The sequence below is a fragment of the Aquimarina sp. AWH4_224 genome (genome assembly GCF_056160245.1).
The window spans coordinates 85,881-108,417 of the sequence record NZ_JBSWWU010000006.1; the positions used below are offsets into that span (position 1 = coordinate 85,881).

Annotated in this window: 22 protein-coding genes; 5 read left to right on the forward strand and 17 right to left on the reverse strand. The window is 36.7% G+C overall.

Annotated features, from left to right (window positions below):
• Nucleotides 1–53 precede the first annotated feature (53 nt).
• From ACXAGJ_RS12955 to ACXAGJ_RS12970, 4 genes are all read right to left on the reverse strand, one after another.
• The gene (locus ACXAGJ_RS12955) at nt 54–2,261 is read right to left on the reverse strand and encodes a DUF5916 domain-containing protein (protein WP_474840478.1); all 2,208 of its coding nucleotides are present in this window, start codon (nt 2,259–2,261) and stop codon (nt 54–56) included.
• Between the two features lie 8 nt (nt 2,262–2,269).
• Complete coding sequence (locus ACXAGJ_RS12960) at nt 2,270–2,806, reverse strand: hypothetical protein (RefSeq protein WP_474840480.1); 537 nt, start codon at nt 2,804–2,806, stop codon at nt 2,270–2,272.
• Between the two features lie 147 nt (nt 2,807–2,953).
• A complete protein-coding gene (locus tag ACXAGJ_RS12965) occupies nt 2,954–4,171 on the reverse strand; it encodes a GTP-binding protein (RefSeq protein WP_474840482.1) in 1,218 nt (405 codons plus the stop codon).
• A 151-nt stretch (nt 4,172–4,322) separates the two neighbouring features.
• Nucleotides 4,323–4,631: a hypothetical protein gene (locus ACXAGJ_RS12970; RefSeq protein WP_474840484.1), complete on the reverse strand. Its 309-nt coding sequence runs from the start codon at nt 4,629–4,631 to the stop codon at nt 4,323–4,325.
• A gap of 437 nt (nt 4,632–5,068) precedes the next feature.
• Between ACXAGJ_RS12970 and ACXAGJ_RS12975 the strand changes: the two genes are divergently transcribed.
• Nucleotides 5,069–6,337 (forward strand): S8 family serine peptidase, encoded by a 1,269-nt coding sequence (locus tag ACXAGJ_RS12975; RefSeq protein WP_474840486.1) that lies wholly within the window; start codon nt 5,069–5,071, stop codon nt 6,335–6,337.
• 80 nt (nt 6,338–6,417) lie between these two features.
• Here the strand turns inward: ACXAGJ_RS12975 and ACXAGJ_RS12980 are convergent, their stop codons facing one another.
• Nucleotides 6,418–6,804 (reverse strand): Fur family transcriptional regulator, encoded by a 387-nt coding sequence (locus tag ACXAGJ_RS12980; RefSeq protein WP_474840488.1) that lies wholly within the window; start codon nt 6,802–6,804, stop codon nt 6,418–6,420.
• A 235-nt stretch (nt 6,805–7,039) separates the two neighbouring features.
• Between ACXAGJ_RS12980 and ACXAGJ_RS12985 the strand changes: the two genes are divergently transcribed.
• The gene (locus ACXAGJ_RS12985) at nt 7,040–7,552 is read left to right on the forward strand and encodes a hypothetical protein (RefSeq protein WP_474840490.1); all 513 of its coding nucleotides are present in this window, start codon (nt 7,040–7,042) and stop codon (nt 7,550–7,552) included.
• A gap of 88 nt (nt 7,553–7,640) precedes the next feature.
• On the opposite strand, the gene ACXAGJ_RS12990 is transcribed toward ACXAGJ_RS12985, so the two are convergent.
• From ACXAGJ_RS12990 to ACXAGJ_RS13010, 5 genes are all read right to left on the reverse strand, one after another.
• Nucleotides 7,641–7,802: a hypothetical protein gene (locus ACXAGJ_RS12990; protein ID WP_474840492.1), complete on the reverse strand. Its 162-nt coding sequence runs from the start codon at nt 7,800–7,802 to the stop codon at nt 7,641–7,643.
• The gene (locus ACXAGJ_RS12995) at nt 7,802–8,467 is read right to left on the reverse strand and encodes a hypothetical protein (protein WP_474840494.1); all 666 of its coding nucleotides are present in this window, start codon (nt 8,465–8,467) and stop codon (nt 7,802–7,804) included. Before ACXAGJ_RS12995 ends, ACXAGJ_RS12990 begins: the two co-directional genes overlap by 1 nt.
• A 64-nt stretch (nt 8,468–8,531) precedes the next feature.
• Nucleotides 8,532–9,617, reverse strand: a complete 1,086-nt coding sequence (locus ACXAGJ_RS13000; protein ID WP_474840495.1) for a hypothetical protein — start codon at nt 9,615–9,617, stop codon at nt 8,532–8,534.
• On the reverse strand, nt 9,601–10,146 hold the full coding sequence (locus ACXAGJ_RS13005) for a hypothetical protein (RefSeq protein WP_474840497.1): 546 nt from the start codon (nt 10,144–10,146) through the stop codon (nt 9,601–9,603). The genes ACXAGJ_RS13000 and ACXAGJ_RS13005 overlap by 17 nt, the downstream gene beginning before the upstream one ends.
• Nucleotides 10,146–10,685, reverse strand: coding sequence for an RNA polymerase sigma factor (locus ACXAGJ_RS13010; protein ID WP_474840499.1), 540 nt, complete (start codon nt 10,683–10,685; stop codon nt 10,146–10,148). The genes ACXAGJ_RS13005 and ACXAGJ_RS13010 overlap by 1 nt, the downstream gene beginning before the upstream one ends.
• Nucleotides 10,686–10,928: 243 nt before the next feature.
• Here ACXAGJ_RS13010 and ACXAGJ_RS13015 point away from each other — a divergent pair, with 243 nt between their 5' ends.
• The 3 genes from ACXAGJ_RS13015 to ACXAGJ_RS13025 all read left to right on the forward strand — a co-directional run bounded on the left by ACXAGJ_RS13015 (nt 10,929) and on the right by ACXAGJ_RS13025 (nt 14,456).
• Nucleotides 10,929–13,250, forward strand: coding sequence for a TonB-dependent receptor (locus ACXAGJ_RS13015; protein ID WP_474840501.1), 2,322 nt, complete (start codon nt 10,929–10,931; stop codon nt 13,248–13,250).
• A 3-nt stretch (nt 13,251–13,253) separates the two neighbouring features.
• Complete coding sequence (locus ACXAGJ_RS13020; protein ID WP_474840503.1) at nt 13,254–14,108, forward strand: DUF4249 domain-containing protein; 855 nt, start codon at nt 13,254–13,256, stop codon at nt 14,106–14,108.
• 162 nt (nt 14,109–14,270) lie between these two features.
• Nucleotides 14,271–14,456 carry a hypothetical protein gene (locus ACXAGJ_RS13025; RefSeq protein ID WP_474840505.1) on the forward strand — a complete coding sequence of 62 codons (186 nt, stop codon included), beginning with the start codon at nt 14,271–14,273 and terminating at the stop codon, nt 14,454–14,456.
• A 146-nt stretch (nt 14,457–14,602) separates the two neighbouring features.
• Here ACXAGJ_RS13025 and ACXAGJ_RS13030 read toward each other — a convergent pair whose 3' ends face one another.
• The 7 genes from ACXAGJ_RS13030 to ACXAGJ_RS13060 all read right to left on the reverse strand — a co-directional run bounded on the left by ACXAGJ_RS13030 (nt 14,603) and on the right by ACXAGJ_RS13060 (nt 22,527).
• On the reverse strand, nt 14,603–15,271 hold the full coding sequence (locus tag ACXAGJ_RS13030) for a S8 family serine peptidase (protein WP_474840507.1): 669 nt from the start codon (nt 15,269–15,271) through the stop codon (nt 14,603–14,605).
• Entirely contained in the window at nt 15,217–15,750 is a 534-nt protein-coding gene (locus tag ACXAGJ_RS13035; RefSeq protein WP_474840509.1) for a hypothetical protein, read from the reverse strand. The genes ACXAGJ_RS13030 and ACXAGJ_RS13035 overlap by 55 nt, the downstream gene beginning before the upstream one ends.
• 117 nt (nt 15,751–15,867) lie before the next feature.
• Complete coding sequence (locus ACXAGJ_RS13040) at nt 15,868–16,071, reverse strand: hypothetical protein (protein ID WP_474840511.1); 204 nt, start codon at nt 16,069–16,071, stop codon at nt 15,868–15,870.
• Between the two features lie 172 nt (nt 16,072–16,243).
• A complete protein-coding gene (locus ACXAGJ_RS13045; protein ID WP_474840513.1) occupies nt 16,244–18,079 on the reverse strand; it encodes an N-acetylmuramoyl-L-alanine amidase in 1,836 nt (611 codons plus the stop codon).
• Between the two features lie 3 nt (nt 18,080–18,082).
• The gene (locus ACXAGJ_RS13050) at nt 18,083–18,958 is read right to left on the reverse strand and encodes a TolB family protein (RefSeq protein WP_474840515.1); all 876 of its coding nucleotides are present in this window, start codon (nt 18,956–18,958) and stop codon (nt 18,083–18,085) included.
• A 108-nt stretch (nt 18,959–19,066) separates the two neighbouring features.
• Entirely contained in the window at nt 19,067–21,517 is a 2,451-nt protein-coding gene (locus ACXAGJ_RS13055; protein ID WP_474840517.1) for a peptidoglycan DD-metalloendopeptidase family protein, read from the reverse strand.
• Between the two features lie 332 nt (nt 21,518–21,849).
• Nucleotides 21,850–22,527 (reverse strand): response regulator transcription factor, encoded by a 678-nt coding sequence (locus ACXAGJ_RS13060; protein WP_474840519.1) that lies wholly within the window; start codon nt 22,525–22,527, stop codon nt 21,850–21,852.
• Nucleotides 22,528–22,537: the final 10 nt, after the last annotated feature.

The window sequence follows — 22,537 nt, forward strand, 5'->3', positions numbered from 1 at the left end:
TTGTTTTTCTAATATTTCTTGAAACAACATATATTGGGATTGGACTCATATGATTAAAACTGTTTTAAAAAGGTAATTTTACTAATGAACTGTGTGGTGCGTTGTATAGGGTCAAAAGCTTCGGTTTGCGTATCATTAAATACCAAATAGATAAATGATAAAGGCATATATTCCCAACTAAAACGTACATTCCATCTTCCTTGCTCATCAAAACTATTGTATTGATAAAAAGTCGACAGTTGGACTCTTGGGTTCAGGGCAAGTCTTAGACTGGCTGTATATAAATCGGTATTCAAATCTTGTTCTAAAATTCCTACGTCATCTATATTGTTATGTTCATAATCCGCAGATAGTGCAATATGGGGAATTGGTGCATACCGCAATCCAGCGGTAATTGTAGTTCGTTTACCGTTATAGAAATTTCCAAAATCATATCGAATTGACCCCGATATTTTTTTGGATTGATCGGTATTATATCGTAGCAAAAATCGAGTATATTGATATTCTCTTTGTTCAATTTCCAGACCCAATGGAGCAAAATTGAAGTTAATATTTTGCCAGGTAGGAGTAAATGATGCTTCGACAAAGCTATTGTCTTTGAACCAGGTATAAATTGGGAAAATATAGATACTAGCTTGTTGAAAATTTCCAAAATCCTCAAAATCGTGGTAATAGTTGAAAAATGCTCCCGGATCCCATCTTCTCACAAAAGGCAAGCTTTTTGGTCTTACAATAGCATACCCACCTGGGCTATGATACATCACATCTTTTTGAAAAACGAATCCCATATCCGGGGCATATGCATTACTCACAAATGTATTGAGGTATCCTAAGTAATATTTATTGGTTCTAGCCCCGGCAAACAATCTCCCGGCATACCCGGTATCCCCTTCACTATCCAGTGAAGTAGACAATAGATAGGAAATAGTAATCTCGCTTTTTGGCCGTATAAAACCATCAATGGAAATGGTAGTGTTATTTTGAGAAGAAACTCCCAAATTGCTTGAAGAGTCATCCAATCTATAGGTCACCATAGCTCCAACATTATTCTCTTTGCCATAGTTTTGCATATATCGAGCCACTCCAAACGTACTGGCAGGACTATTATCGGTATCGCGTTGGCGAACTGCAAGTGCTGCAATCGTCCGATTTTCATTTCTATCAGTATACCTTACCCCAGCATCCAAAGGAGCTGGTGCAGCATTAAAGGTGTTTTCTAATCCAATGGTTCTACTAAAGAATGGACGTAATTGCGAGTTCCCCCCTCCGGCCCAAATACCAGAGTTTTCTAAGAAAAACTGACGCCTCTCTGGAAAGAAAATATTAAATCGTTCTAAGTTATTTACCGCCCTATCCACATCAGCCTGTGCAAAATCGGTATTAATGGTAAGATCCAAAACCGCATTAGGATTGATTGCCCATTTAACATCTCCCCCTATTTTGGGTTCGTTCGATTTATCTGTAATCATACTCCCCGCCTTATTCTCATCGTATTGATATAGTGCATAGGGTTCTACACGAATATTGGCAGAAGGCGGTGGTACTTCTAAACCCGTAAGTTTGGCCGCATATACCATTCTATTTTGCGAAAAAGACTGGGGAATGGCCGGAAAAACAGTTTTTTCAAAATCCTTCCTGGCTAATCTATAAAAAGTAATCCCCCATGTTACTGGAATACCATCTACCGGTTTATCATAGCGTATAGATTTAAAAGGGATTGCAAATTCTGCATAATATCCCTCATCTGTTCGCTGTGTTCGAACACTCCACAAAGCATTCCAATCCCGATCAGAATTACTATCATTAAAACTCTGTAAATCTAGTTGATTACCGTAAGGTGTGGTCTGAAATGACGCAGCATATTGCTTAGTGTTTTGAGCATCTATTTGAATACCAAACACATCGTTTTCTCCACTATTAAAATCTCGTCTTAGATCCTGCATTCGCACCCCTGCTCTACCTAATGAATCTGCTGCAAACACTCCAAAATATAGATTTGAATTATCAAAAAGTACGCGAACCGTGGTTGGATTTTTAATAGCTCCTCCTTGTACCGGTTCTACTCTGAAAAAGTTTGTAATTGGGGTTGCATTTTGCCAATCGGTTTCATTCAATTTACCATCAATAGTTATTTTTCCAGCAGTTCTGGTAGCTCTTATTTCTTCTGGGGTTTCAGGAGGAGGAAAGTTTTGATCTCCCTCTTGGGACCAAGAAGTGAAATGGAGTATAACAACTAAAAAAAGAATGAACCTAGACATCATTTATGTTATTAATTGAGTGGCACCTTTCCATGAGCCAACACTCTTCTCTCGATGGTTCCCGGTGAATAAAAAACCGCATTATCAGAATGATACACAAAGCTTCGGGTAACTACCTTGTACTTTTTCAAAGTTTGCCCCAAAATCGAAGTTCTCAGAACATCTCTTTGCTGTTTTTGTAAATGTCTTGAAGCCAGGAGCATCGTTCTTAACATCGGATGACTTTGTTGTAAGAAGCAATCTGGCAACGTTTTATCCAATGCCAGTAACGTATTATTTACCTGAAAAAGAGATTCACAATCAGATTCAAGCGCTTCTTTATAAAACAAATTAGTGTGTTTTGTAATAAAAACAGCTTGAGTAATCTTTTGCTTTTTAATTAGGGTTGTAAGACTTTGCTGAGTCGGAACATCCCAATTAAAACTGGCCCCAAGGGCCGTATAGAAAAATGCTTTCGTGCTACAAGTTTGACTCAAGACATTTTCTATATGGTCCGTAGGGCAGATTAGAAACAGACAGTTTCCATATTTCAGTTTATTAAAACTCATATCTTCTTACATCGTATTAAACACCTACTATACATCAGATTTTCAGTAATAGATTTCATCCTTCAGAACACTCAAGTGTGTTCTACTTCAACCGTTATTAGAGCAGCATTACTACAGCACAATTCAATCTAGCCAAAACCGCTTGTGCTAAAATGAATTTTCCTGGTATCTACTAATTGGCCAATTATCTGTATTTCCAAATAGCCCGCTTTTCCAAGCAATGATCTCTTTATCGGTAAGCAAACATTTTTCTAGCTGAGCTGTAATCTCATCTACATTCAAGTGTTGACCGATAAAAACTAATTCAATTTTACGATCTCCATAGACCGTATCCCACTCCGATTCTATCATGTCTTGATTCTGTAAAAACATCGGATAATTCATTCGCTCATTGAAAGGCATAGAGGCCCACCAAACTCCAGCAGGATCTGTTTTTAAAGATCCTCCGGCAGAACTCCATATCAGTGCTTGATCTGATCTGGACGCCAACCAAAACAATCCTTTACTTCGTATCACATTGCTTGGAAAACCATCTCTGGCAAAATCTAAAAATCGATCAGGATGAAATGGTTTCTTACTTCTAAACACAAATGATCCTATCCCATATTCTTCGGTTTCAGGAATGTGTTCATTTTCTAATTCACGTATCCATCCTGCCGAGTTCTCTGCTTCCTCAAAATCAAAGAGCCCGGTATGAATCACTTTGTCTAATGGAATCTGAGAATTTTCTGTGAAAAATATTTCAGCTTTAGGATTAAGCTTGGCAATAATATCACGTACATTATTTAATTCTTCCTTGGTTACCAAATCTGCCTTATTCAACAAAATCACATTGGCAAATTCTATTTGATCGGTCAAAAGATTAACGATAGTTCTATCATCTCCTTCTATATTGGTTAAATCCCGATCTACCAAATATTGAGGACTTGAAAAATCTTTTAAGAAATTAAAGGCATCAACTACTGTAACCATAGTATCCACATAGCTGAAACGACTAAGGTCGATGGTTCCGTCCTCACTTTCAAAACTAAAGGTTTGAGCTACTGGAATAGGTTCGGAAATCCCCGTACTTTCTATGATTAGATAATCAAATCGATTTTCTAGGGCTAGTTTCTCTACTTCGACCATAAGATCCTCTCGTAAAGTACAGCAAATACAACCATTTGACATTTCTACCAATTTCTCTTCAGTTCTAGATAGCGTATTTTGATTTTCGACCAGATGAGCATCAATATTAACTTCACTCATGTCATTGACAATGACAGCAGCCTTGAGCCCTTCTTTATTATGTAAAATATGATTCAGTAAAGTGGTTTTACCCGCTCCCAAGAAACCACTTAATACGGTAACCGGTAATTTATTCATGTATTTTGAATTAAGATATTAAAAGCATTTTAGCAGTTTAGCGATCTATGTAAATAAGTACACAGCAGCTAAGAGGTAGCTCAACGATCAGTGATAACGAAGCATAGATCACCTATATCATTGAAATAGGTTTATTTTTTAGAGATAAATCCTAGGAAACAATTGTAGGAGGTGGTTTATTGTATAAGCCTCTTGGTAAAGTGATGAAATATCCAGAGGTCTCATAGTTAAACCTATTCGTAAGTTCCTGAAAATTGATCTCAACCTTTTTTTCCAACTCAAAAAAAGTAGGACTAGAGAAAGGAGTTATTTTATGAGACACCTCAACCATATCACACAATTCGCAATGGGTTTGGTCATCATTTTCAGAAAAATGCACCAGATCATGAACATTAACTATTCTAAGAAGTAGAAAAGCTAAGACAAAGCAATATGAATACATCCGTCTTTTATCATTCATGTCCATTGGGTAAATATACCAATTAATCAAAAATCAAATCTTAAGACTTTTATAATAATTGGAATTTTAAGAGTTTCCTCTCTCTATTTTGTTCAAAAAAAGAAATACTCTGGTTAAACAAATCCACCGAATTGACAAGAGATGAAAATGGAAAAATCATTAACTTTAAGTTAAATTTTAGTTAAAAATGTTAATATTAGTTAAAATTTGATACAGATTAAATAAGTGTTTCCTACGTCTCAAAACCTGAAGGATTTTTCCTAAAAATTACTTCTAACCTACCAATTTTACTAAAGCAACATTGTTGCAATAAATTAATTAAGAATTTCTAAATTACACCTTATTTTTTAATTTTCAGCCACTTACCCTACGGTTTTACCCTACGAATATTTTTGATTGATTTAATACATTTGAGTCCTAACACAAATTAAACTTATATGAAAACTTTTAGCAAAATTGCCTTGGGCGCTATGCTCTCGGCACTGGCACTCACTTCGTGTCAAAACGACACTGTTACCGAAGAAGTTGTTGAATCTGCAGTAGAAACTACAAGCTTTGAAGGCAACATTATTCCTGATCAGTATATCGTTGTTTTTAATCCGGACCAAATCAAGCCGGCGTCAAAAATTCTAGCCAAAACATCATTTACAAGCAGAGATGCTAAAGCTAAGGCGGTAAGAGAAATCTCTGAGGTTTCTATGAAGCAAATCAACACGATTTTGACAGACAACAATGTGGATCAGTCTAAGGTAATCGATTATTACACTACAAAAATTTCGGGTATTGCTGTAAAATTAAACGATAGTGAATTTAAACAATTATCTAAAGACCCTAATGTTCTGGGGATCGAATTTGACCGAGTAGTTCAACTCCCAAAGTTTGAGATAGAAGAAGCAATCACAGGTGATGCTGCAGTAAAAATGCCTCAGCAAACACCATGTGGAATTTCTAGAGCTGGGGGAGCCGCAAATGGAGCTGGAAAAGATCAATGGATTTGGGTAATCGATAGTGGTATCGATTTGGATCACCCAGATTTAAATGTTGTGACCAACTCTACTTATGCCAGATCTTTTGTAGGAGGTTCTGCAAACGATTGTAATGGGCACGGAACTCATGTAGCTGGTACTGCTGCTGCGATCAACAATAATGTTGGTGTAGTAGGAGTTTCTGCTGGTGCTTCTGTAGTTCCTGTTCGTGTATTTGGATGTAGCGGTGGTAGTAGTACTTCGACTATACTTTCTGGTATCAACCATGTTGGACGTTATGATATCGCTGGAGATGTTGCCAATTTAAGTTTAGGAGGATTCTTTGGATCTGGATGTTCTAGTAATTCTTCTTATCGTAGTGCTTTATTAGCATTAGGAAATGGCGGTACTTTAGTAGCAATCGCAGCTGGAAACAGTAGTGCAAATGCTGCTAGTTATCAACCAGCATGCGTAAATGGAACAAATATATACACTGTGGCTTCAATGACTTGTAATCGAGGGTTTTCGTCTTTCTCGAACTACAACATGAATCCAATTGATGTAATTGCTACTGGTAGTAGTGTTCGTAGTACTTATCTGAATGGTGGGTATGCTACTCTAAGTGGTACTTCTATGGCTTCACCTCACGTTGCAGGTATCATGCATGCAAGAGGTAGCGGACCAAGAACTTCTGGTTCTGTAAGTAATAGAGGAGAAAATTATCCCATTGCTGTAAGATAATTAGGATATATTCCATTATTCATTTTACATTGGGAATGTGTAGTTACAACCACCTGTTGGAGAACAGGTGGTTTACTTTTTTATGCTTTACATTTGTTGCAAACACCTATGATCAAGAACTGTGTTTCATTTACAGTAAACCCTTCAAGGTTTGGGATACTAAGTTTATTAGGCAAACAGGTCACCTCCTCACATTCTTGGCATTCAAAATGTATGTGATTATGAATATCGTGTGACACCCCACAACCATTGCACAATGCATAATAAGCTTTTCCATTTTTACCGGTCACAAAATGTACTTCTCCTTTGGCTGCAAAACGATCCAAAATCCTGTAGATGGTGGTTTTATTGACTTTTATGGGCATGGCTGCCATAATATCCTCAGCAGACATGGTATGTTCTGTTTTCGACAAAATATCTTTTACAAGGTTTTGCTTTTCCGTGTTTCTCGTTTTCTTCACTTCCATAATGTACAATTCAACCGATTCCTACAACCGAAATTACGGATTTTTTGATTACCGAATACGATTTCATCCAAAAGAGTAATTGCGTTAGTTTAAAAAAATTGTATTATTATCTTCATAATTTTATGAAAAATTTAAACTATTCCCGTATATTTCTTAAAGAAATGATAATACTAGAATAATTTAACAAAAAACAAGTTCTATATAGATTTGAACAATAAATAAATTAACCAAAATCATGAAAACACTTTCTAAACTAACAGTAATTGCCGCAGTACTTTTATTAGCTTCTTGTAAACAAAATCCTGCAGAAACACCAGAACATAAAGCAATGGTAGAAGAACATACAAAAATGGAAGCTTCTCACGAGACTATGGCTAAAGAACATGCTACAATGAAAGACGATCACCAGGAAATGGTGGATGCGCATAAAGCTATAGAAAATGACTCTCTTCATTTGGTGACAGAAAAGAATCATACGTCATTGTTAGCTAAACATGAAAATCTTATTTCTGCACACCAGGCATTAATAGCTAAACATGCAGAATTAGAGACTAAACATGCTGCCGGAGAAATTACTTTGGAGCAAATGACTGCAGAACACGAAGCTATGAAAGAAGCCCATAATGCAATGGAAAAAGAACACCAAAGCATGGCTGCAGAACACCAACGTATTACTGAAGAGGATCAAAAAATGATAAAAGAAGATCAGGAAAAAGCAAAAGAAGCAGAGGCTGATAAAAGCGAATAAACTGATTCTTTTCTTTTTTAGAATTACAAAAGGCAAGCTCATTTGATTTGAGCTTGCTTTTCTTTTTTTACAGGCATACGTTATTTTATCAAAAATGAACTCCTCTCGAAAAACCATTTTCCTGGGATATCCAACTAAAATTAATAGGATGCCAGTTTTGATTGCCGTTTTGAGCAAATACTTGTTGATCTTCTGTATAGACCTTAACCGTATGAATAGGTACTCGTTGCTCTTTTGAATTACTTTTCATTAGTCTAACTGTTTTTTGTATCGATTTCTACCCATATTGAATATTCCTAATTTTATTCCTATCTCGCTGGTAAAACCATTGATACGATCTATAGGACTGTCCACCAATTCTATTTTGCTCGAAAACCGATATTTAATTCCTGCCTCTATTTGCGCATATCTGGAGATATTAAATAGCACATTTACTCCAGGTTCTAAAACAAATATTGCATCCAAATCATCATCATCCACATCAAAATCCTCATCATTCTCAACTAGATCCCGATCTACATATCCTACTGCACCACCTCCTATAAATAGGGGAAAAGAAAGACTTACCCTTGATTTACCAAAAAAAATAGGTTCTAAATGAAACCCTGCATACCCAGCAAACAAATCATCATTATCTTGTGTTCTAGGGTTAAAAATATTTTGCCTGGAATATAAGCCTTTGGTCAAAAAACCTACTTCAAATTGTTGATTGGCCACATAAGCAACCTTGAAACCAGCAACATAGGTATCCTCCCCTTCAATTTCACCATAACCCATTGAAAGACCCAAGTATACGCCATGCACCACATTCCTGCGGTCATTAAAAGTAATGTAATTACCTTCATCTACCTGTGCATACCCTCCTAGAGTAAAGGCGGTTAATAGTAAAAATAAAATCGATTTTTGATTGTTCATTTTGTTCGTTTTAATTGATTTTTATTGACAATGAAGTTTTGTTTGTTAGTACAACCAGTATCTTTTAATCATTGATCGTTACAATACCCTTTGATCCTTGAATGGATATCAGTCCTTGCTTTTCCTTTCCAAAAGTAGCATCGATCTCTCGTAATTTTTTAAGCTTGTTCAGCATCGTAGAGTTTACGTTCTCAAAAGATTTCGGCAAGCGCACTACACCTTGTTCTAATTTTGCCGTAAAACGATGTGAAAACCCTGAAACTTTAAGATTGATTTCTGAAGATTCTTGTTCTATTTCTATTTTTCCTTTGGGGTTAGCGATATGCTTTATTCTAAAATCTGCTATTTTCATAATCAAATTCACATCTTGAGTTAAGCGATTTAAGTCCATAGTGGTAAATTTTAAATCTCCATAAATAGACCCTATCTCCTCCAACACAATATCATCTTTATTTGAATAAATCTCTAGAGAAGTAATCGAATTGATTTTCATGTCTGTACCATCACTTTTGATCTGCAAGCTCTTAGCATCTTTCATTTCCAATTCACCATTTTTAATCATGATCTTAGCATAACTCAAATTATTCGCTCTTACTTTTCCAAATTTCAATTCGATATCGGCTTTATTCAAATCCTCTCCTACCCAAAGATCTCCATGTTCTATGATTGCGGTTAACCCCCCACTCCAATCTTCGATAAAAACATCTCCAAAGCGATTGGTTACTTTAAGTTTCGCTTTTTTGGGTAAAAAAACCTCATAATCAATTTTCACATGACTTCGATCAAGATCAATAGGGTTATTACGATTAAAAAAATCAGCAAACCATCCTGTATTCTTATTCGTAATCTCTGAAGTAATAGAAACATATCCACTTGCCGACCTAAAGAGTGGTTGTATTCGACTCAATAAATCTTTTGCATTTTCTTTTTTTCTATGGTTTACTTTTATAGTGATGACTACAGACACCTTGTCTTGATCCCATCCAGTCATGGTAATATCTCCATACTTATTTTCAAGCAGTAATTCTCCGTCATTAGTAAGCGGAAAACTCTTCTCTATAGTTTTAGATACTCTTTCTTGCGCGGTGCCTATGGGTATCGAAAATAATACCCAAGCAATCAAGAGCACCAATTTATAACGTGTATCCATAATCATCTTCTATTTTTTTTGAATCGTTTATCTTTTGCAATAATCTTTGAATAAGCTCTATACGTTTTTTGTAGTTAGCCACCACAGCTTCAAGCACGCGCTCATTATCCAGGTTCTTTTGCATTTCCAAACGAAGGGTTTCATATTCTGTATCCAATTCATCCATAAAAGACAAAAACTCGGCTTTATCCTCTTCTGAAAGATTGGGGTTTTTCTTTACCAACTCAACCTGATAGGCTACCAGATCCTTATAATGCATATTGATTTCTAACAATTCTTTCGAAACATATTGTTCCTCTCCAGAATTCTTGTTATACATAGACAGACCAACAAAACCTGCCACACTAACAATTACAGCAATAACCACAGCGATATGTAGTAAAGATGATCTCCAAAGTGGGATCACCTTGGTTTCTTTTTCCTTTTCCTGAAGTTGAGTTGAGATCTGTGCCCAAAGTTTTGCGCGATCAGCCTTATGTTCGTCAAATTGAGCAGCATTCTCTCGTATATGTTTTTCAAAATTATCCATCACATTTCGCTTATAATTTCTAGTAATTTTTTCTTTGCCCTGTGATATTGTGATTTGGAAGTACTGGTCGAAATATTCAGTATTTCTCCAATCTCCACATGGTCATATCCTTCTATTAAGTATAGGTTGATGATCTGTCTGTAGCCGTCGGGTAATTTGGCAATTCCTAATTTTACCTTTTTAATATCTACCGAGTTTGTTTCTAAAGGTGCTTCATCCGCTAGATGATATTCATGTGCATCCATAGGCACAACGGGAATCCTCTTCGCCTTTAATCTATTGATACTCTTATTAATGACAATTCGCTTTAACCAAGCTCCAAAACTACTGTCATACTTAAAGTTATTCAGGTTTTTAAAAGCATCTACAAAACTATCTTGTACGATATCTTCTGCTTCTTCTTTACTTCCCAAAAAACGCATACCAACATTATACATCGCATCCACATACAGCCCGTACAGCTCAAATTGAGAACTGCTATTCCCGGCCTTGCATTGCTCGACTAGGGTCTTATGCGTAAAGCGGATGTCGGTTTCCAAAAGGTATTAGGTTGATGTCTTGATGTTGCTAAAGACAAGGTAAAAAATAAAGGGTTGCATCTAGGCATAAAAATTTTTAAAAAAAGTTTGCTCATGCAACTCTCTATTTTTTGGGTTGTCATTAGTGTGAAAATTTTATAAACCATAAAAAATCAAAAAATGAACAGTCAACCACAACTGTCCTCAGTTACCCAACCTAATCGCTGGTTACTGTGGCTATTCTTTTTAAGTTCCGTCATAACAATGGCACAAAACAATCACACCGTTAGTGGAACTATTACCGACAAAAGCAATGGAGAAAGTATTTTTGGAGCTACAGTATTCCTTAACGGCACTAACATTGGCGGTGTTACCAACGAATACGGATTTTATTCTATTACTGCTCCCGAAGGTTCTTACGTTCTTACCATTTCCTATATGGGATTTAGTGATGTTACCATCAATATCAATCTTACTGAAGATGTAAAACATGATGTAGAAATTGATCAATTAACTTCAGAACTTGAAGAAGTTGTTGTTAAGGCCGAAGGTGTAGAACGTGCTATTCTTCGTAAACCTGAAATGAGTGTTGCCAAGATGAATATCGGTACCGTCAAACAAATGCCAGTCGTCCTGGGTGAAGTAGATATTTTGAAATCGCTACAAATGCTACCTGGAGTTGCCAATAATGGTGAAGGTACAGGTGGATTTCATGTTCGCGGAGGTGCGCAAGACCAAAACTTGGTGTTGCTTGATGAAGCTATCATTTACAATACTTCGCATATGTTCGGTTTCTTCTCTGTTTTTAATGCTGATGCCATCAAAGATGTAAAACTCTATAAAGGTGGTATCCCCGCACGTTTTGGTGGTAGGGTATCTTCGGTATTAGATATCCGTCAAAAAGATGGGAACAGTAAAAACTTTGGATTGACCGGAGGAATTGGACTTATCTCTAGTCGTCTAACTGTAGAAGGGCCTCTCTTTGGGGATAACGGCTCCTTTTTGGTGGCGGGAAGAAGATCTTACATTGATTTGATCTTAAAAGCGTCAGGAGAAGACAACAGTGTATCCTTTTATGACCTCAACCTTAAAACAAACTACAAGATCAACAAAAACAACAAATTATTTTTGAGTGGGTATTTTGGTAGAGATGCATTCGAACTTGGGAATAACTTTGATAGCAGTTATGGAAATACCTCTGGAAACTTACGATGGAATCATATTTTTAACGATAGAATATTTTCTAATCTGTCGGCAATATGGAGTAAGTATGATTATGATTTAGGGTTTTCTCAAGATCAATTTGAATGGATCTCTTCCATCACGAATTACAACCTTAAATACGACGTTAAGTATTATTCGAGCGATGCACTTACTTTTGATTTTGGGGTGAATGGAATTTATTATGACTTTGATCCCGGTCAAATTAAGACCACGTCAGATACTTCTCCGGTTAACCCATTGACATTAGATCCAAAACGTGCCATCGAAGGTGGTGCCTATATCAACGCAGAATATAAAATTACCCAAAATTTAAGCACACAACTAGGACTACGGTATAGCACGTTTTCAAGATTAGGAGGACAACCTATAGCTCAATATGCCAATAATCAACCTGTAGTGTATAATCCAACGCTGGGGATTTATGAAAGAGGCCAAGAAATTGGAGAAGAAACTTTTTCCAAAAGTGACGCAATAAAAACTTTTGGAAACTTTGAGCCCAGGATATCTCTTGCGTATTTATTAAATGAGAATTCTTCGATAAAAGCTGGTTTCTCAAGAACTGCACAGTATATTCACTTATTGTCTAATACCTCATCGGTTACCCCATTGGATGTTTGGACACCTAGTGGTCCATTTATCGAACCTCAATTATCCAATCAATACGCCATAGGATACTTCCGTAATTTTTTGGATAAAAAATACTCTTTAGAAGTAGAAACCTATTATAAAACGGTAGACAATCGTATCGATTATATTGATGGATCCGAACTCATTGGACAAAACAATATTGAAACCGAAATTCTAAATGGTGAAATGCGTGCCTACGGTCTCGAAGTATTGCTTCGCAAAAACAAAGGTAATTTTAAAGGATGGATCGCTTATACCTTATCCAAATCAGAGCAACGTACTCCTGGAGGAATTGCAGGTGGACCAGGTATCAATAACGGAGAATGGTATAATGCGGTTTTCGACAGAACTCACGATATTTCTATTTCTGGTTCGTATCGATTCAACGATCAATGGAGCTTTGGAGCCAATATGGTCTTCCAAACCGGTAGACCTGTCACCTATCCCAACGGTCAATATGAATATGAGGATCTATCTATTGCGAGTTATGCAGCAAGAAATTCAGATCGCTTGCCAGCCTACCATAGAATGGATGTTTCTTTAAATTATAAGCCTAAAAAATATCAAAACAAAAAGTTTAAAGGAGAATGGGTATTAAGTGTCTACAACTTATACCATCGAAAAAATGCAGCCTCCATTTCTTTTGGACAAAATCTGGAAACTGGAGCTAACGAAGCTACCCGAACCGCCATTTTTGGTATTGTTCCCTCTATAACATACAACTTTACATTTTAAGCCATGAAAACAGTAGTTAAACTTATTATAGTAACAATCGCCATCATATTCACATCTTGTGAAGATGTTATTGATGTAGAAGTACAACAAGGTCCTGAACGACTTGTCATAGAAGCCTCTATCGATTGGGAGAAAGGAACCTCTGGCAACGAACAAACAATTCGATTACGTAAATCAACTCCATTTTTTGATACCAATACTAACACAGCCGTAACAGGAGCTTCGGTAGAAATAACCAACACCAATACTCAAGAACAATTTGTTTTTACAGATCAGAATGATGGAACCTATACAACAGATTCTTTTGTGCCTGTTTTAGGGCAATCTTATTCTCTCCGCATTGCCTATGATGGTGAAGTTTTTACAGCCACAGAAACTATGACACCTGTTCCTGATATTACCAATGTTTTTCAGGATAGAGAAGATGGGTTCGACGAGGAGCTTCTAGAAGTTCATCTTGTGTTTACGGATCCTGTAGATGAAGAAAACAATTATCTATTCAAGTTTCAACGTAGAGGAGACTTACTGCCTGAATTAGAAGTTGCTGAAGACGAATTTGTGAATGGAAATGAAATCGATTGGTGGTATGAACTAGAAGATGATGATGAAGATGGGGAAAACCAAGGTCCCTTTGCACCAGGAGATACTGTGGATATCGAATTTTTTGGAATATCCAGACAGTATTATGATTATATCAAAATTTTAATCTCTCAAATAGGAGGTGTTGGTCTTTTTGAATCTACTCCTGTTGCGGTACGAGGAAATTGTATTAACGAAACAAATCCCGATAATTATCCATTTGGTTATTTCAGATTGACAGAAGTGGTAAGAACGAGCTATACGTTTACAGAAGATTAGGTTTGGTTGGTTTGATGTCGAGTGTCAGGTTCCTAGGGCCTGGCACTTTTTTTATTGGATATGTATTAAATGTTTCGTTATCAAAATGTTACTTTTCGTTAATTATACTCAAAACAGCCAGTTTTTACGTAAATTATTATTCAAATCTTAAAACCTAATATTATGTTACACCGTATTTTAAATCTTGATGGAGTAAAAACACTTGACGGCAATCAGAAAAAAACAATACACGGAGGTGCCTGGCCACAAACCGAAGAAGATTGTTATCGATGCGGAGGTACCAGCTGGATTCCTACTCCGCTCAATGGAGGTTTATGCGAACTCCCCTGGAACTCTCCTTGTATCTAGTTATTCGCAAAGGATATGAAAAGAAAAAAGCGAGCATGAATATATGCTCGCTTTTTATTAATCATCTTAAATGAGTAAACTAAGATGAAAACCTAAATTCCTTAGATGTTGTATACATCCATTAAGCTTTCTTTCGTTTTTAAAAATTACTGTACGGCTTTAAGAACGTCTATTTTACCAAAACCATATCTGTTGCTACGATTAGGATAATATTCACCTGCTTTTTGCATTTTATCCAGTACCTGTTCTCTTGTCATATCTGGATTAGTTGCCCATACTAGTGCTGCTATTCCTGCAGTGGTCGCTGTTGCAATCGAGGATCCTCCTACTACATTTCTAACATCTGATCTGTATCCTAAAACTGGCATTGTTCTATCCCCATCGCTATCCCTTTGCATCATTACAGTAAAGTCTATTTTTCTTCCATCATGACATATATTACAACGTTTCCCATTCTCTCTGATACCTGTGACTGCTACCGTTTCTCTCATACTAGCTGGAAATATTACCGCATACCAATTGGTAAAGGTAGTAGAGGTTCCACCCGCAGCAACAATCATCTTTCCTTTAGAATGTGCATATTTTACCGCATCTTTTATATTTCCTACAGTCCACACCCATCCAATAGACATAGATATAATTTTTACATCAGGTCGATCTGCTAATTCTACAAGTGCCCTACTAACCGATCTTCTTTCTTTTCTACTTTCTAAAAGTACATCCCCTGTGCCTCTATAAGACACCAAATTACAGTTATAGGCTACTCCAACAGGCATTGCATCATCATTTCTTGGGCCTGCAATTGCAGCAGACATAGCTGTACCATGACCACAATCATCCACACTACAGAACCATCAAAAGTACCCAACTTCTCAACCGTTCTTCCTGTTGAAAAACCATCATTAAAGTCACTCCCTAAAAACTTTTGACTGTCAGAAATACCAGAATCGATAATTCCAACCGTAATCCCAGCACCAGTGCTATATTGCCAAGCCTGAGGAATATTATGCACATCAAAAGTCCAGGGAATCCAACTATCGGGCGTAGTTACTCTATAATCATTAGGATTAACTGGTCTTCCATCTCTGGCGCAACCAAAGTTCTTTTGAGTTTCATCATTCGCCTCATTTTCTAAAAAGAAAGTATACGAATTGGGTTCTAAATATCTTACTCCTTCCATTTTTTGAAGTGCCTCAATAGTCTTCAGGTTGGAAACTTTAACCTCGACAGATTGTAATAACTCCTGCTCTTCTATTACAAAGTTGGATTTACTTGTATTTTCATTTGCTTTCAAAACAGCAAAGATGTTTTCCTTTACCCTATTAATTTCAGGTGATTTCTGATTGGAAAAATTTACTTCCTTTCCATATCCGATACTTAGATATCCATCACCATGTTTTACCGCACTCCATTATACATTTGCTGGTGCTTCAAACCAGAGCAGATCTCCTTTTTCTTGCAATTGCTCTTCTATGTAGGTATTGACCTCTGTGATAGAGAGTAGTTTTTGATTTTCCTCTATCACAGATTCAGTAGGAATAGTTTCATTCACTTTTTCTTTTGTACATGATACAATAAGAACTAAACCAATGATTAAAAATTGATTTTTTTTCATTTGATAAGATTTTCGAGTTTGTGTTATTTTATGTGAAGTTTATAGTTGGTTTAATTTTTTGGTTACTGCCTCCTTTCTTTTTTGTATATTTTAAAATAGTGCCTAAACCCAGTCAAAACCCTAATCACATAGGGCTTTGACAAGTTTTTCTCGTTCTAGTGTTTATTTAATACTATTGCTTAATGATACGAGTAGTACTAATTTGAGTCCCGTTATTCACTTTAAGGAAATAAGTCCCTGTGGGAATCTCATGTACCATATCACTTATATCTATATTTCTTTCTGGCTCTTTACCAGATTGATCCAACTTTTGATGTATTAGTTTACCTGCAAGATCAAATAAGGATATGGTTGCTTTTGATGTATTGTCACTATCGTAGTTCAGCATCAATTGTTTACCATCGGTAGGGTTAGGATAGACCATTACAGTATTCGTAAGAAAAGTATCGTCTATTATCGTATTGTTCTGCTTAGACAAACTACTTATCGTTACATCTAGATTTCCTGGTGCGGACCAGTTTCCTGCCGCATCTCTTACCAAACTTTTCACCTTACCATTTCTCCTTCTCATATCCTTGGTCACTGCACTTCCTGCGGTAATCACTTGACTATTACCAGCTCTGAATTTGTACACCTTAAGATCATCAAACTCTACCACCGTTTTATTGGTTCTTAACGAAATAGAACTACCATTTTTGATCGGGGAAGTATCTGTCCATTTCAACAAAGACCTATTGTTCTTAAAGATTTCTAATACTCCAAATGCTGGGCTATAGGTAATTTTATAATTCGCCCATTTGTTATCCTGTGGCGCATCACCAATAGCTCTGGTATTAAGCACATTATTCACCGTTTCGTAAATACGCACCTTATTATCTTCGCCACTAAACCATATCAGGTAAGAATTACCCCGTTGAGATAAACTACCATCACTTGCCATGATATGGATCCCAAACTTACGAGGACCAGAGGTTGATTCTACTTTGGCGGCAAACTCATACAAATAGGGCAATCCTGAGTTCTGAGACAAAAACGAGCTAAGTTGAGTGTTATCAGAACTTGTGTTGGATTGCCGAAGATGTTTGTTATTGATTGACCAGTTTCCCGCTCCAATCGTATAGCCAGAATACAGCACATTACAGTTATCATTAAAGAATCCATTACCTTGATTAGCATACCAGTTATCGCCATATTTCTCTAAAGCCTGATAAAACCTTCTCGTTACTCCAACATTATCATTATCTGTAAAGTTGGCCGTAAAATCACCAGCTTGCGTAGTCCCCCCACTAGCACTGATACTAGTAGTAGGGGCAGTAGTATCTCCAGAAGGCGGAGGGGGTGGTGGGGTTCCTCCTCCGGAGCAGTTCCCCAAACTATTTTTTAATGCTGTTACATAAGCATCAGCAAATCGATCTCTCCAGGTATCATTCAATAATTTATTTCTATCGGCAGAGTCTACAAAACCAATTTCGTTTAATATACCTATTGCATTGTTTTGATTCAAAACTCCTAGTGTAAATCCCAAATAAGGGCGATCTTCAGAAGATCTGCGATCTACCCATTGCCCTCCGGCAACCATTTGATCCTGAATTTCTCTAGAAAAACGACTATTGCTTGCGTTGGGTGAATTACTAGATCTGGACCAAAAGGTTTCAGTTCCTGTACCTCCCCCGCCATTGCAATGGATACTAATAAATCGATCACCTCTCCAGTTGTTAGACATTACTCTTCTTTGCGTAACCGACACCCAACCATTTCTGGTCGTTCTTGTCATTCTTACGGTCCAATTGCCACAACCATTTTGCAGTTTTGCACGAAGTTTTAATCCCACAGCAAGTGCTGTAGCATGCTCTGTATCTGTCCTCCCATCGGGATCTGCTCCGGTAGAGGTATATCCATGCCCTGGGTCAATAACAACGACTTGAGCATTACTAGTTCCTGAAAATAGCATTACCGCCAACAAGACCATAATGCCAATAGTATGATTCAAATATTTAGATGTATTCATGGTTTACTTATTTAGGTTAAAATCAGCGATAAATATGGCTCCGGTTTTTTCATCAGAAAACGCTATTTTCTTTCCATCTGGAGATATATCTCCCCACATTTCGATGGTATTTGGCGTAGCAGTTAGTTGTATTTTTCTTGAAGATTTTGCAGAAATATAAAAGAGTTCTGAAGCAGAAACATCATGTCCATCCTCACTCTCATCTTCAAAAGTGACTATTCCGCTGCTATCTGGAAGCCAGCTACTTGCCAAACCTATCCCCAGATCTTTTCTTTGACCTTTTCCTGAAATAGGGTAGCTATACATATTAGCGCCTTCATGAACCACCACATATTTTTGATCTGGAGAAACTATTGGATGATAAAATTGTCCCTCTTCTTTGGTAATTACCCAGGGTTTTCCAGCTTTTCCTTGTTTTCCCTCCAGTTTTAAAGTCTCTTGATTAATATATACTACTAAATGGTTACCTGATTTTGTTTGGGTCACTATTTTCGTATTATCGGGATGTACTCCGGCCAATACTTTTTCCTTTTTAGATGCCAGATTGATACTCTTTACCTTGAGGTCAGAAAAAGTTCCTCCTTCGGGTTTTTCTCGAAATATGATACTATTACTATCTGCTGACCAGTTGGCTAAATACCCAATACCTTCAGCACTTTTTACTTTTTCTACTTTATTCCTTTTTTTCAGATCGACAAAAAACAAAGTACTGTTTTCATGATTCGTAAAAAGTATTTTTTGTCCATTGGGAGACCATACTGGCGTACTAAAATCTCCTCCTGAAGTAATTGGTTTTACATTGGTTAAATAAGATTGCGAATACCCAATAGCACAGGTTAAAGCGCATAGCATTACTGCTAATAATTTGAATGTTTTCATAGGATTTGTGTTTCGATTAATTATTCTGAGGTAGCTTATTACTTTTCAAATTATGCCGTATTGAAAATGTATCCTTCTTAGATCATTTATTGAAAATACCTTTGTACTCTATTGTTTTGTAATTTTTACTGTACTTGTGATGTGATCAATAGATACTTTGATTATATATTGTCCTTTTTGAAGATCGCCTATAAAATTGCTGAGGTCCATACTTCTGGCATTTATCCCTTTATAGAAATCTTGAGTTGATTTCAGTTTTCTTCCTAGCATATCATAAATAGAAATGTATGCTGTATTCTTGGATAAAGAATGGTAATCCATTCGTAGTTCTTTTCCATCGGTTGGATTGGGATAGATCACTACGGTATTCGTAAGAAAAGTATCGTCTATTATCGTATTGTTCTGCTTAGACAAACTACTTATCGTTACATCTAGATTTCCTGGCGCGGACCAGTTTCCTGCAGCATCTCTTACCAAACTTTTCACCTTACCATTTCTCCTTCTCATATCCTTGGTCACTGCACTTCCTGCGGTAATCACTTGACTATTACCAGCTCTGAATTTGTACACCTTAAGATCATCAAACTCTACCACCGTTTTATTGGTTCTTAACGAAATAGAACTACCATTCTTGATCGGGGAAGTATCTGTCCATTTCAACAAAGATCTATTGTTCTTAAAGATTTCTAATACTCCAAATGCTGGGCTATAGGTAATTTTATAATTCGCCCATTTGTTATCCTGTGGCGCATCACCAATAGCTCTGGTATTAAGGACATTATTCACCGTTTCGTAAATACGCACCTTATTATCTTCGCCACTAAACCATATCAGGTAAGAATTACCCCGTTGAGATAAACTATCATCACTTGCCATGATATGGATCCCAAACTTACGAGGACCAGAGGTTGATTCTACTTTGGCGGCAAACTCATACAAATAGGGCAATCCTGAGTTCTGAGACAAAAACGAGCTAAGTTGAGTGTTATCAGAACTTGTGTTGGATTGCCGAAGATGTTTGTTATTGATTGACCAGTTTCCCGCTCCAATCGTATAGCCAGAATACAACACATTACAGTTATCATTAAAGAATCCATTACCTCGATTGGCATACCAGTTATCGCCATATTTCTCTAAAGCCTGATAAAACCTTCTCGTTACTCCAACATTATCATTATCTGTAAAGTTGGCCGTAAAATCACCAGCTTGCGTAGTCCCCCCACTAGCACTGATACTAGTAGTAGGGGCAGTAGTATCTCCAGAAGGCGGAGGGGGTGGTGGGGTTCCTGTACTGTTGTTAGAGCGATAACGATAATCTTGTCTTGGTTGTCCAATTCCTGTAAAACGACCTGTGGTAGAAGCATTACCTCCCGCAGCTCTCCATTCAAAATGAATATGATCTCCGGTTGATCCACCTGTGGTACCTTCTTTTGCCACTACTTGACCTCTGCTAACGGTTTGACCTTGATTGACTAAGTTGACCTTGTTGTGTGCATAATAGGTTCTTGTACCATCACTATGACGGATAATCACTAACCTACCATATCCACTAGTAAGGCTACCACTAATGCCAGAAAAAGATACCACACCACTTGCAGCAGCCCGAACATTTTGGTCACTAGACAAAGATGTTGCAAAATCAATAGCAGGATACGAATGATGCCCTCCTGGTCCAAATATGTTGCATCTCCCAACATGGGTATGAGAACCTACCGGCCCTGGAGTACCATGTCTAGAAACACATAAATCTACTCCCGCATCCCATGGTAAATAATAACTTAGGTTAGAAAACTTTGTCTGATTTTGTTTGTGCTTCTTTTGATTTAGCTGGTGTTTCCAACCTATTAATTGTAAATATTGTCCTTTTGCTGCTAACAGCGTATTTGTTTGTTTAGACTTTATATCATAAGAAATGATCTTATCAGCATGTCCATGTAATACATCTATCTTCTTATCCATTGTTCCCAAAAAATAAAACTGAGTTCTATCGGGAGACAATAATGGTGTTTTCATGTAATTAAATGGTATGTCCAACTTTTCGAATTCATTGGATAAAAGATCTAATATCCAAATACCATTATGCTCATCAGAGGAATCCAGAAAAATTCCCTCAACATAGATCTTATTGGGATCGTTAGTCCAGGCAATCGGTTTGAAGGCCATTTCTGTTCGATCGGGATTCTTTTTATGTAATAAGATACTTTTCTCTTTCTGCAAAAGATTGATTTTGATCAAATTGAATGCACCTCCGATTTGCTCACGTTCCATATATACCCATTGGTTTGAATCAAATGGACTTTGAAGGCCTTGAAAAAAATCATAGGCTTTAGTGACCTGTATATTTGGAGCTATCTGAGTAACCGCATAAGCGATATTATCCAAAAACATAGGTTGAATATCTGGCGTTACTTCGTTTTTTGCTGTGGTTGGGTTGATTTTTCCTGTAATTGGATCTATAACAACTATTTCTTGTTGTTTTTGAAAGATCAATTCTTGAGAGTGTATCACTGAAGCATAGAGCAATAGCAACCACTTACATGTTTGTATAAGAGATTTCATTAGGGATGAGTTTGTAGTTAAGATTAGTTAATAGTATGCCTAGCCTACTTGAAACAAATAAGCTGCAATGACAATCTGTAATTGTCTTTTTAGGGATTTAAAGTCTGGTAATTGGTTTGTTTACGGATTAGTCAAATAAATACTAAAATGACAAGGAGTTTTTCATACATAGAGTTTTAAGTTTGATGCATCGTTGTATTTAATAATGCTAAAGTACTTATACCCAAACCTAAAAAAAATAGGCACATGTTCTTATTTCTACAAAAGGTTAATAATCTTGGATAAAAAGCAACCTTTTTCAACTCAAAATATAACGGTCAAGTACTTATATTCTACCAGATCGGAATACCAGAAGGTATGATATCTTTTTTAATTTCTAATGCGTACTTCAAAAGCGCATTACTCCCTTGAAGATTCAGTTTATTACATATGTTCTGGCGATGGTTTTTTACTGTCTTTACACTCTTGAAAAATTCTAAAGCAATTTCTTTATTGGTTTTCCCCTGAGCCACTTGTTGAAGAATTTTTATTTCTGTCTTTGATAATTTATACAAAGGATTGTCCTTTTGCATTTCTTCGGCGTCCTCGGCATACCATTTTTCTCTAAACTTTTTACTTATATATGGTTTATCATGAATAGCTCTCCAAGCGCATTTTTTCATACTTTCTACGGTATCTGCTTTGTACATCACCCAGGTGATCTCCAGTTTTTTTAATATCCTTTTCAAACGAATATCCAAATCAAAAGTCATGATCACTATTTTAGTTTTCTTTGCATTTGTTTTGGTAAACTGGGCAAGCTCTATGCCTGAATTATTAGAATTTAAAGTTGCATCGATAACAATAAAATCAGGTTGTAAATCCACAATCAACGCTCTCATTTTATCCAGGTCACTTATATCATCATGAAGTATAAATTTAAGTTCCTTTGGGGCTTCAAGCATTGCTCTTATTCCTAGTCTCTTTAGGGGGTCTTCATAGGCTACGATTACGTCAAATTCTCTCATCATTCAAATTGGT

Coding starts and splice junctions, on each gene's coding strand:
- ACXAGJ_RS13050 (WP_474840515.1), bottom strand. CDS start 18,958: ATGAAAACATTCAAATTATTAGCAGTAATGCTATGCGCTTTAACCTGT.
- ACXAGJ_RS12955 (WP_474840478.1), bottom strand. CDS start 2,261: ATGATGTCTAGGTTCATTCTTTTTTTAGTTGTTATACTCCATTTCACT.
- ACXAGJ_RS13000 (WP_474840495.1), bottom strand. CDS start 9,617: ATGGATACACGTTATAAATTGGTGCTCTTGATTGCTTGGGTATTATTT.
- ACXAGJ_RS12970 (WP_474840484.1), bottom strand. CDS start 4,631: ATGAATGATAAAAGACGGATGTATTCATATTGCTTTGTCTTAGCTTTT.
- ACXAGJ_RS13005 (WP_474840497.1), bottom strand. CDS start 10,146: ATGGATAATTTTGAAAAACATATACGAGAGAATGCTGCTCAATTTGAC.
- ACXAGJ_RS12960 (WP_474840480.1), bottom strand. CDS start 2,806: ATGAGTTTTAATAAACTGAAATATGGAAACTGTCTGTTTCTAATCTGC.
- ACXAGJ_RS13020 (WP_474840503.1), top strand. CDS start 13,254: ATGAAAACAGTAGTTAAACTTATTATAGTAACAATCGCCATCATATTC.
- ACXAGJ_RS12980 (WP_474840488.1), bottom strand. CDS start 6,804: ATGGAAGTGAAGAAAACGAGAAACACGGAAAAGCAAAACCTTGTAAAA.
- ACXAGJ_RS13015 (WP_474840501.1), top strand. CDS start 10,929: ATGGCACAAAACAATCACACCGTTAGTGGAACTATTACCGACAAAAGC.
- ACXAGJ_RS12995 (WP_474840494.1), bottom strand. CDS start 8,467: ATGAACAATCAAAAATCGATTTTATTTTTACTATTAACCGCCTTTACT.
- ACXAGJ_RS13045 (WP_474840513.1), bottom strand. CDS start 18,079: ATGAATACATCTAAATATTTGAATCATACTATTGGCATTATGGTCTTG.
- ACXAGJ_RS13060 (WP_474840519.1), bottom strand. CDS start 22,527: ATGATGAGAGAATTTGACGTAATCGTAGCCTATGAAGACCCCCTAAAG.
- ACXAGJ_RS13030 (WP_474840507.1), bottom strand. CDS start 15,271: ATGTCTGCTGCAATTGCAGGCCCAAGAAATGATGATGCAATGCCTGTT.
- ACXAGJ_RS12965 (WP_474840482.1), bottom strand. CDS start 4,171: ATGAATAAATTACCGGTTACCGTATTAAGTGGTTTCTTGGGAGCGGGT.
- ACXAGJ_RS12985 (WP_474840490.1), top strand. CDS start 7,040: ATGAAAACACTTTCTAAACTAACAGTAATTGCCGCAGTACTTTTATTA.
- ACXAGJ_RS13055 (WP_474840517.1), bottom strand. CDS start 21,517: ATGAAATCTCTTATACAAACATGTAAGTGGTTGCTATTGCTCTATGCT.
- ACXAGJ_RS12975 (WP_474840486.1), top strand. CDS start 5,069: ATGAAAACTTTTAGCAAAATTGCCTTGGGCGCTATGCTCTCGGCACTG.
- ACXAGJ_RS13025 (WP_474840505.1), top strand. CDS start 14,271: ATGTTACACCGTATTTTAAATCTTGATGGAGTAAAAACACTTGACGGC.
- ACXAGJ_RS13040 (WP_474840511.1), bottom strand. CDS start 16,071: ATGAAAAAAAATCAATTTTTAATCATTGGTTTAGTTCTTATTGTATCA.
- ACXAGJ_RS12990 (WP_474840492.1), bottom strand. CDS start 7,802: ATGAAAAGTAATTCAAAAGAGCAACGAGTACCTATTCATACGGTTAAG.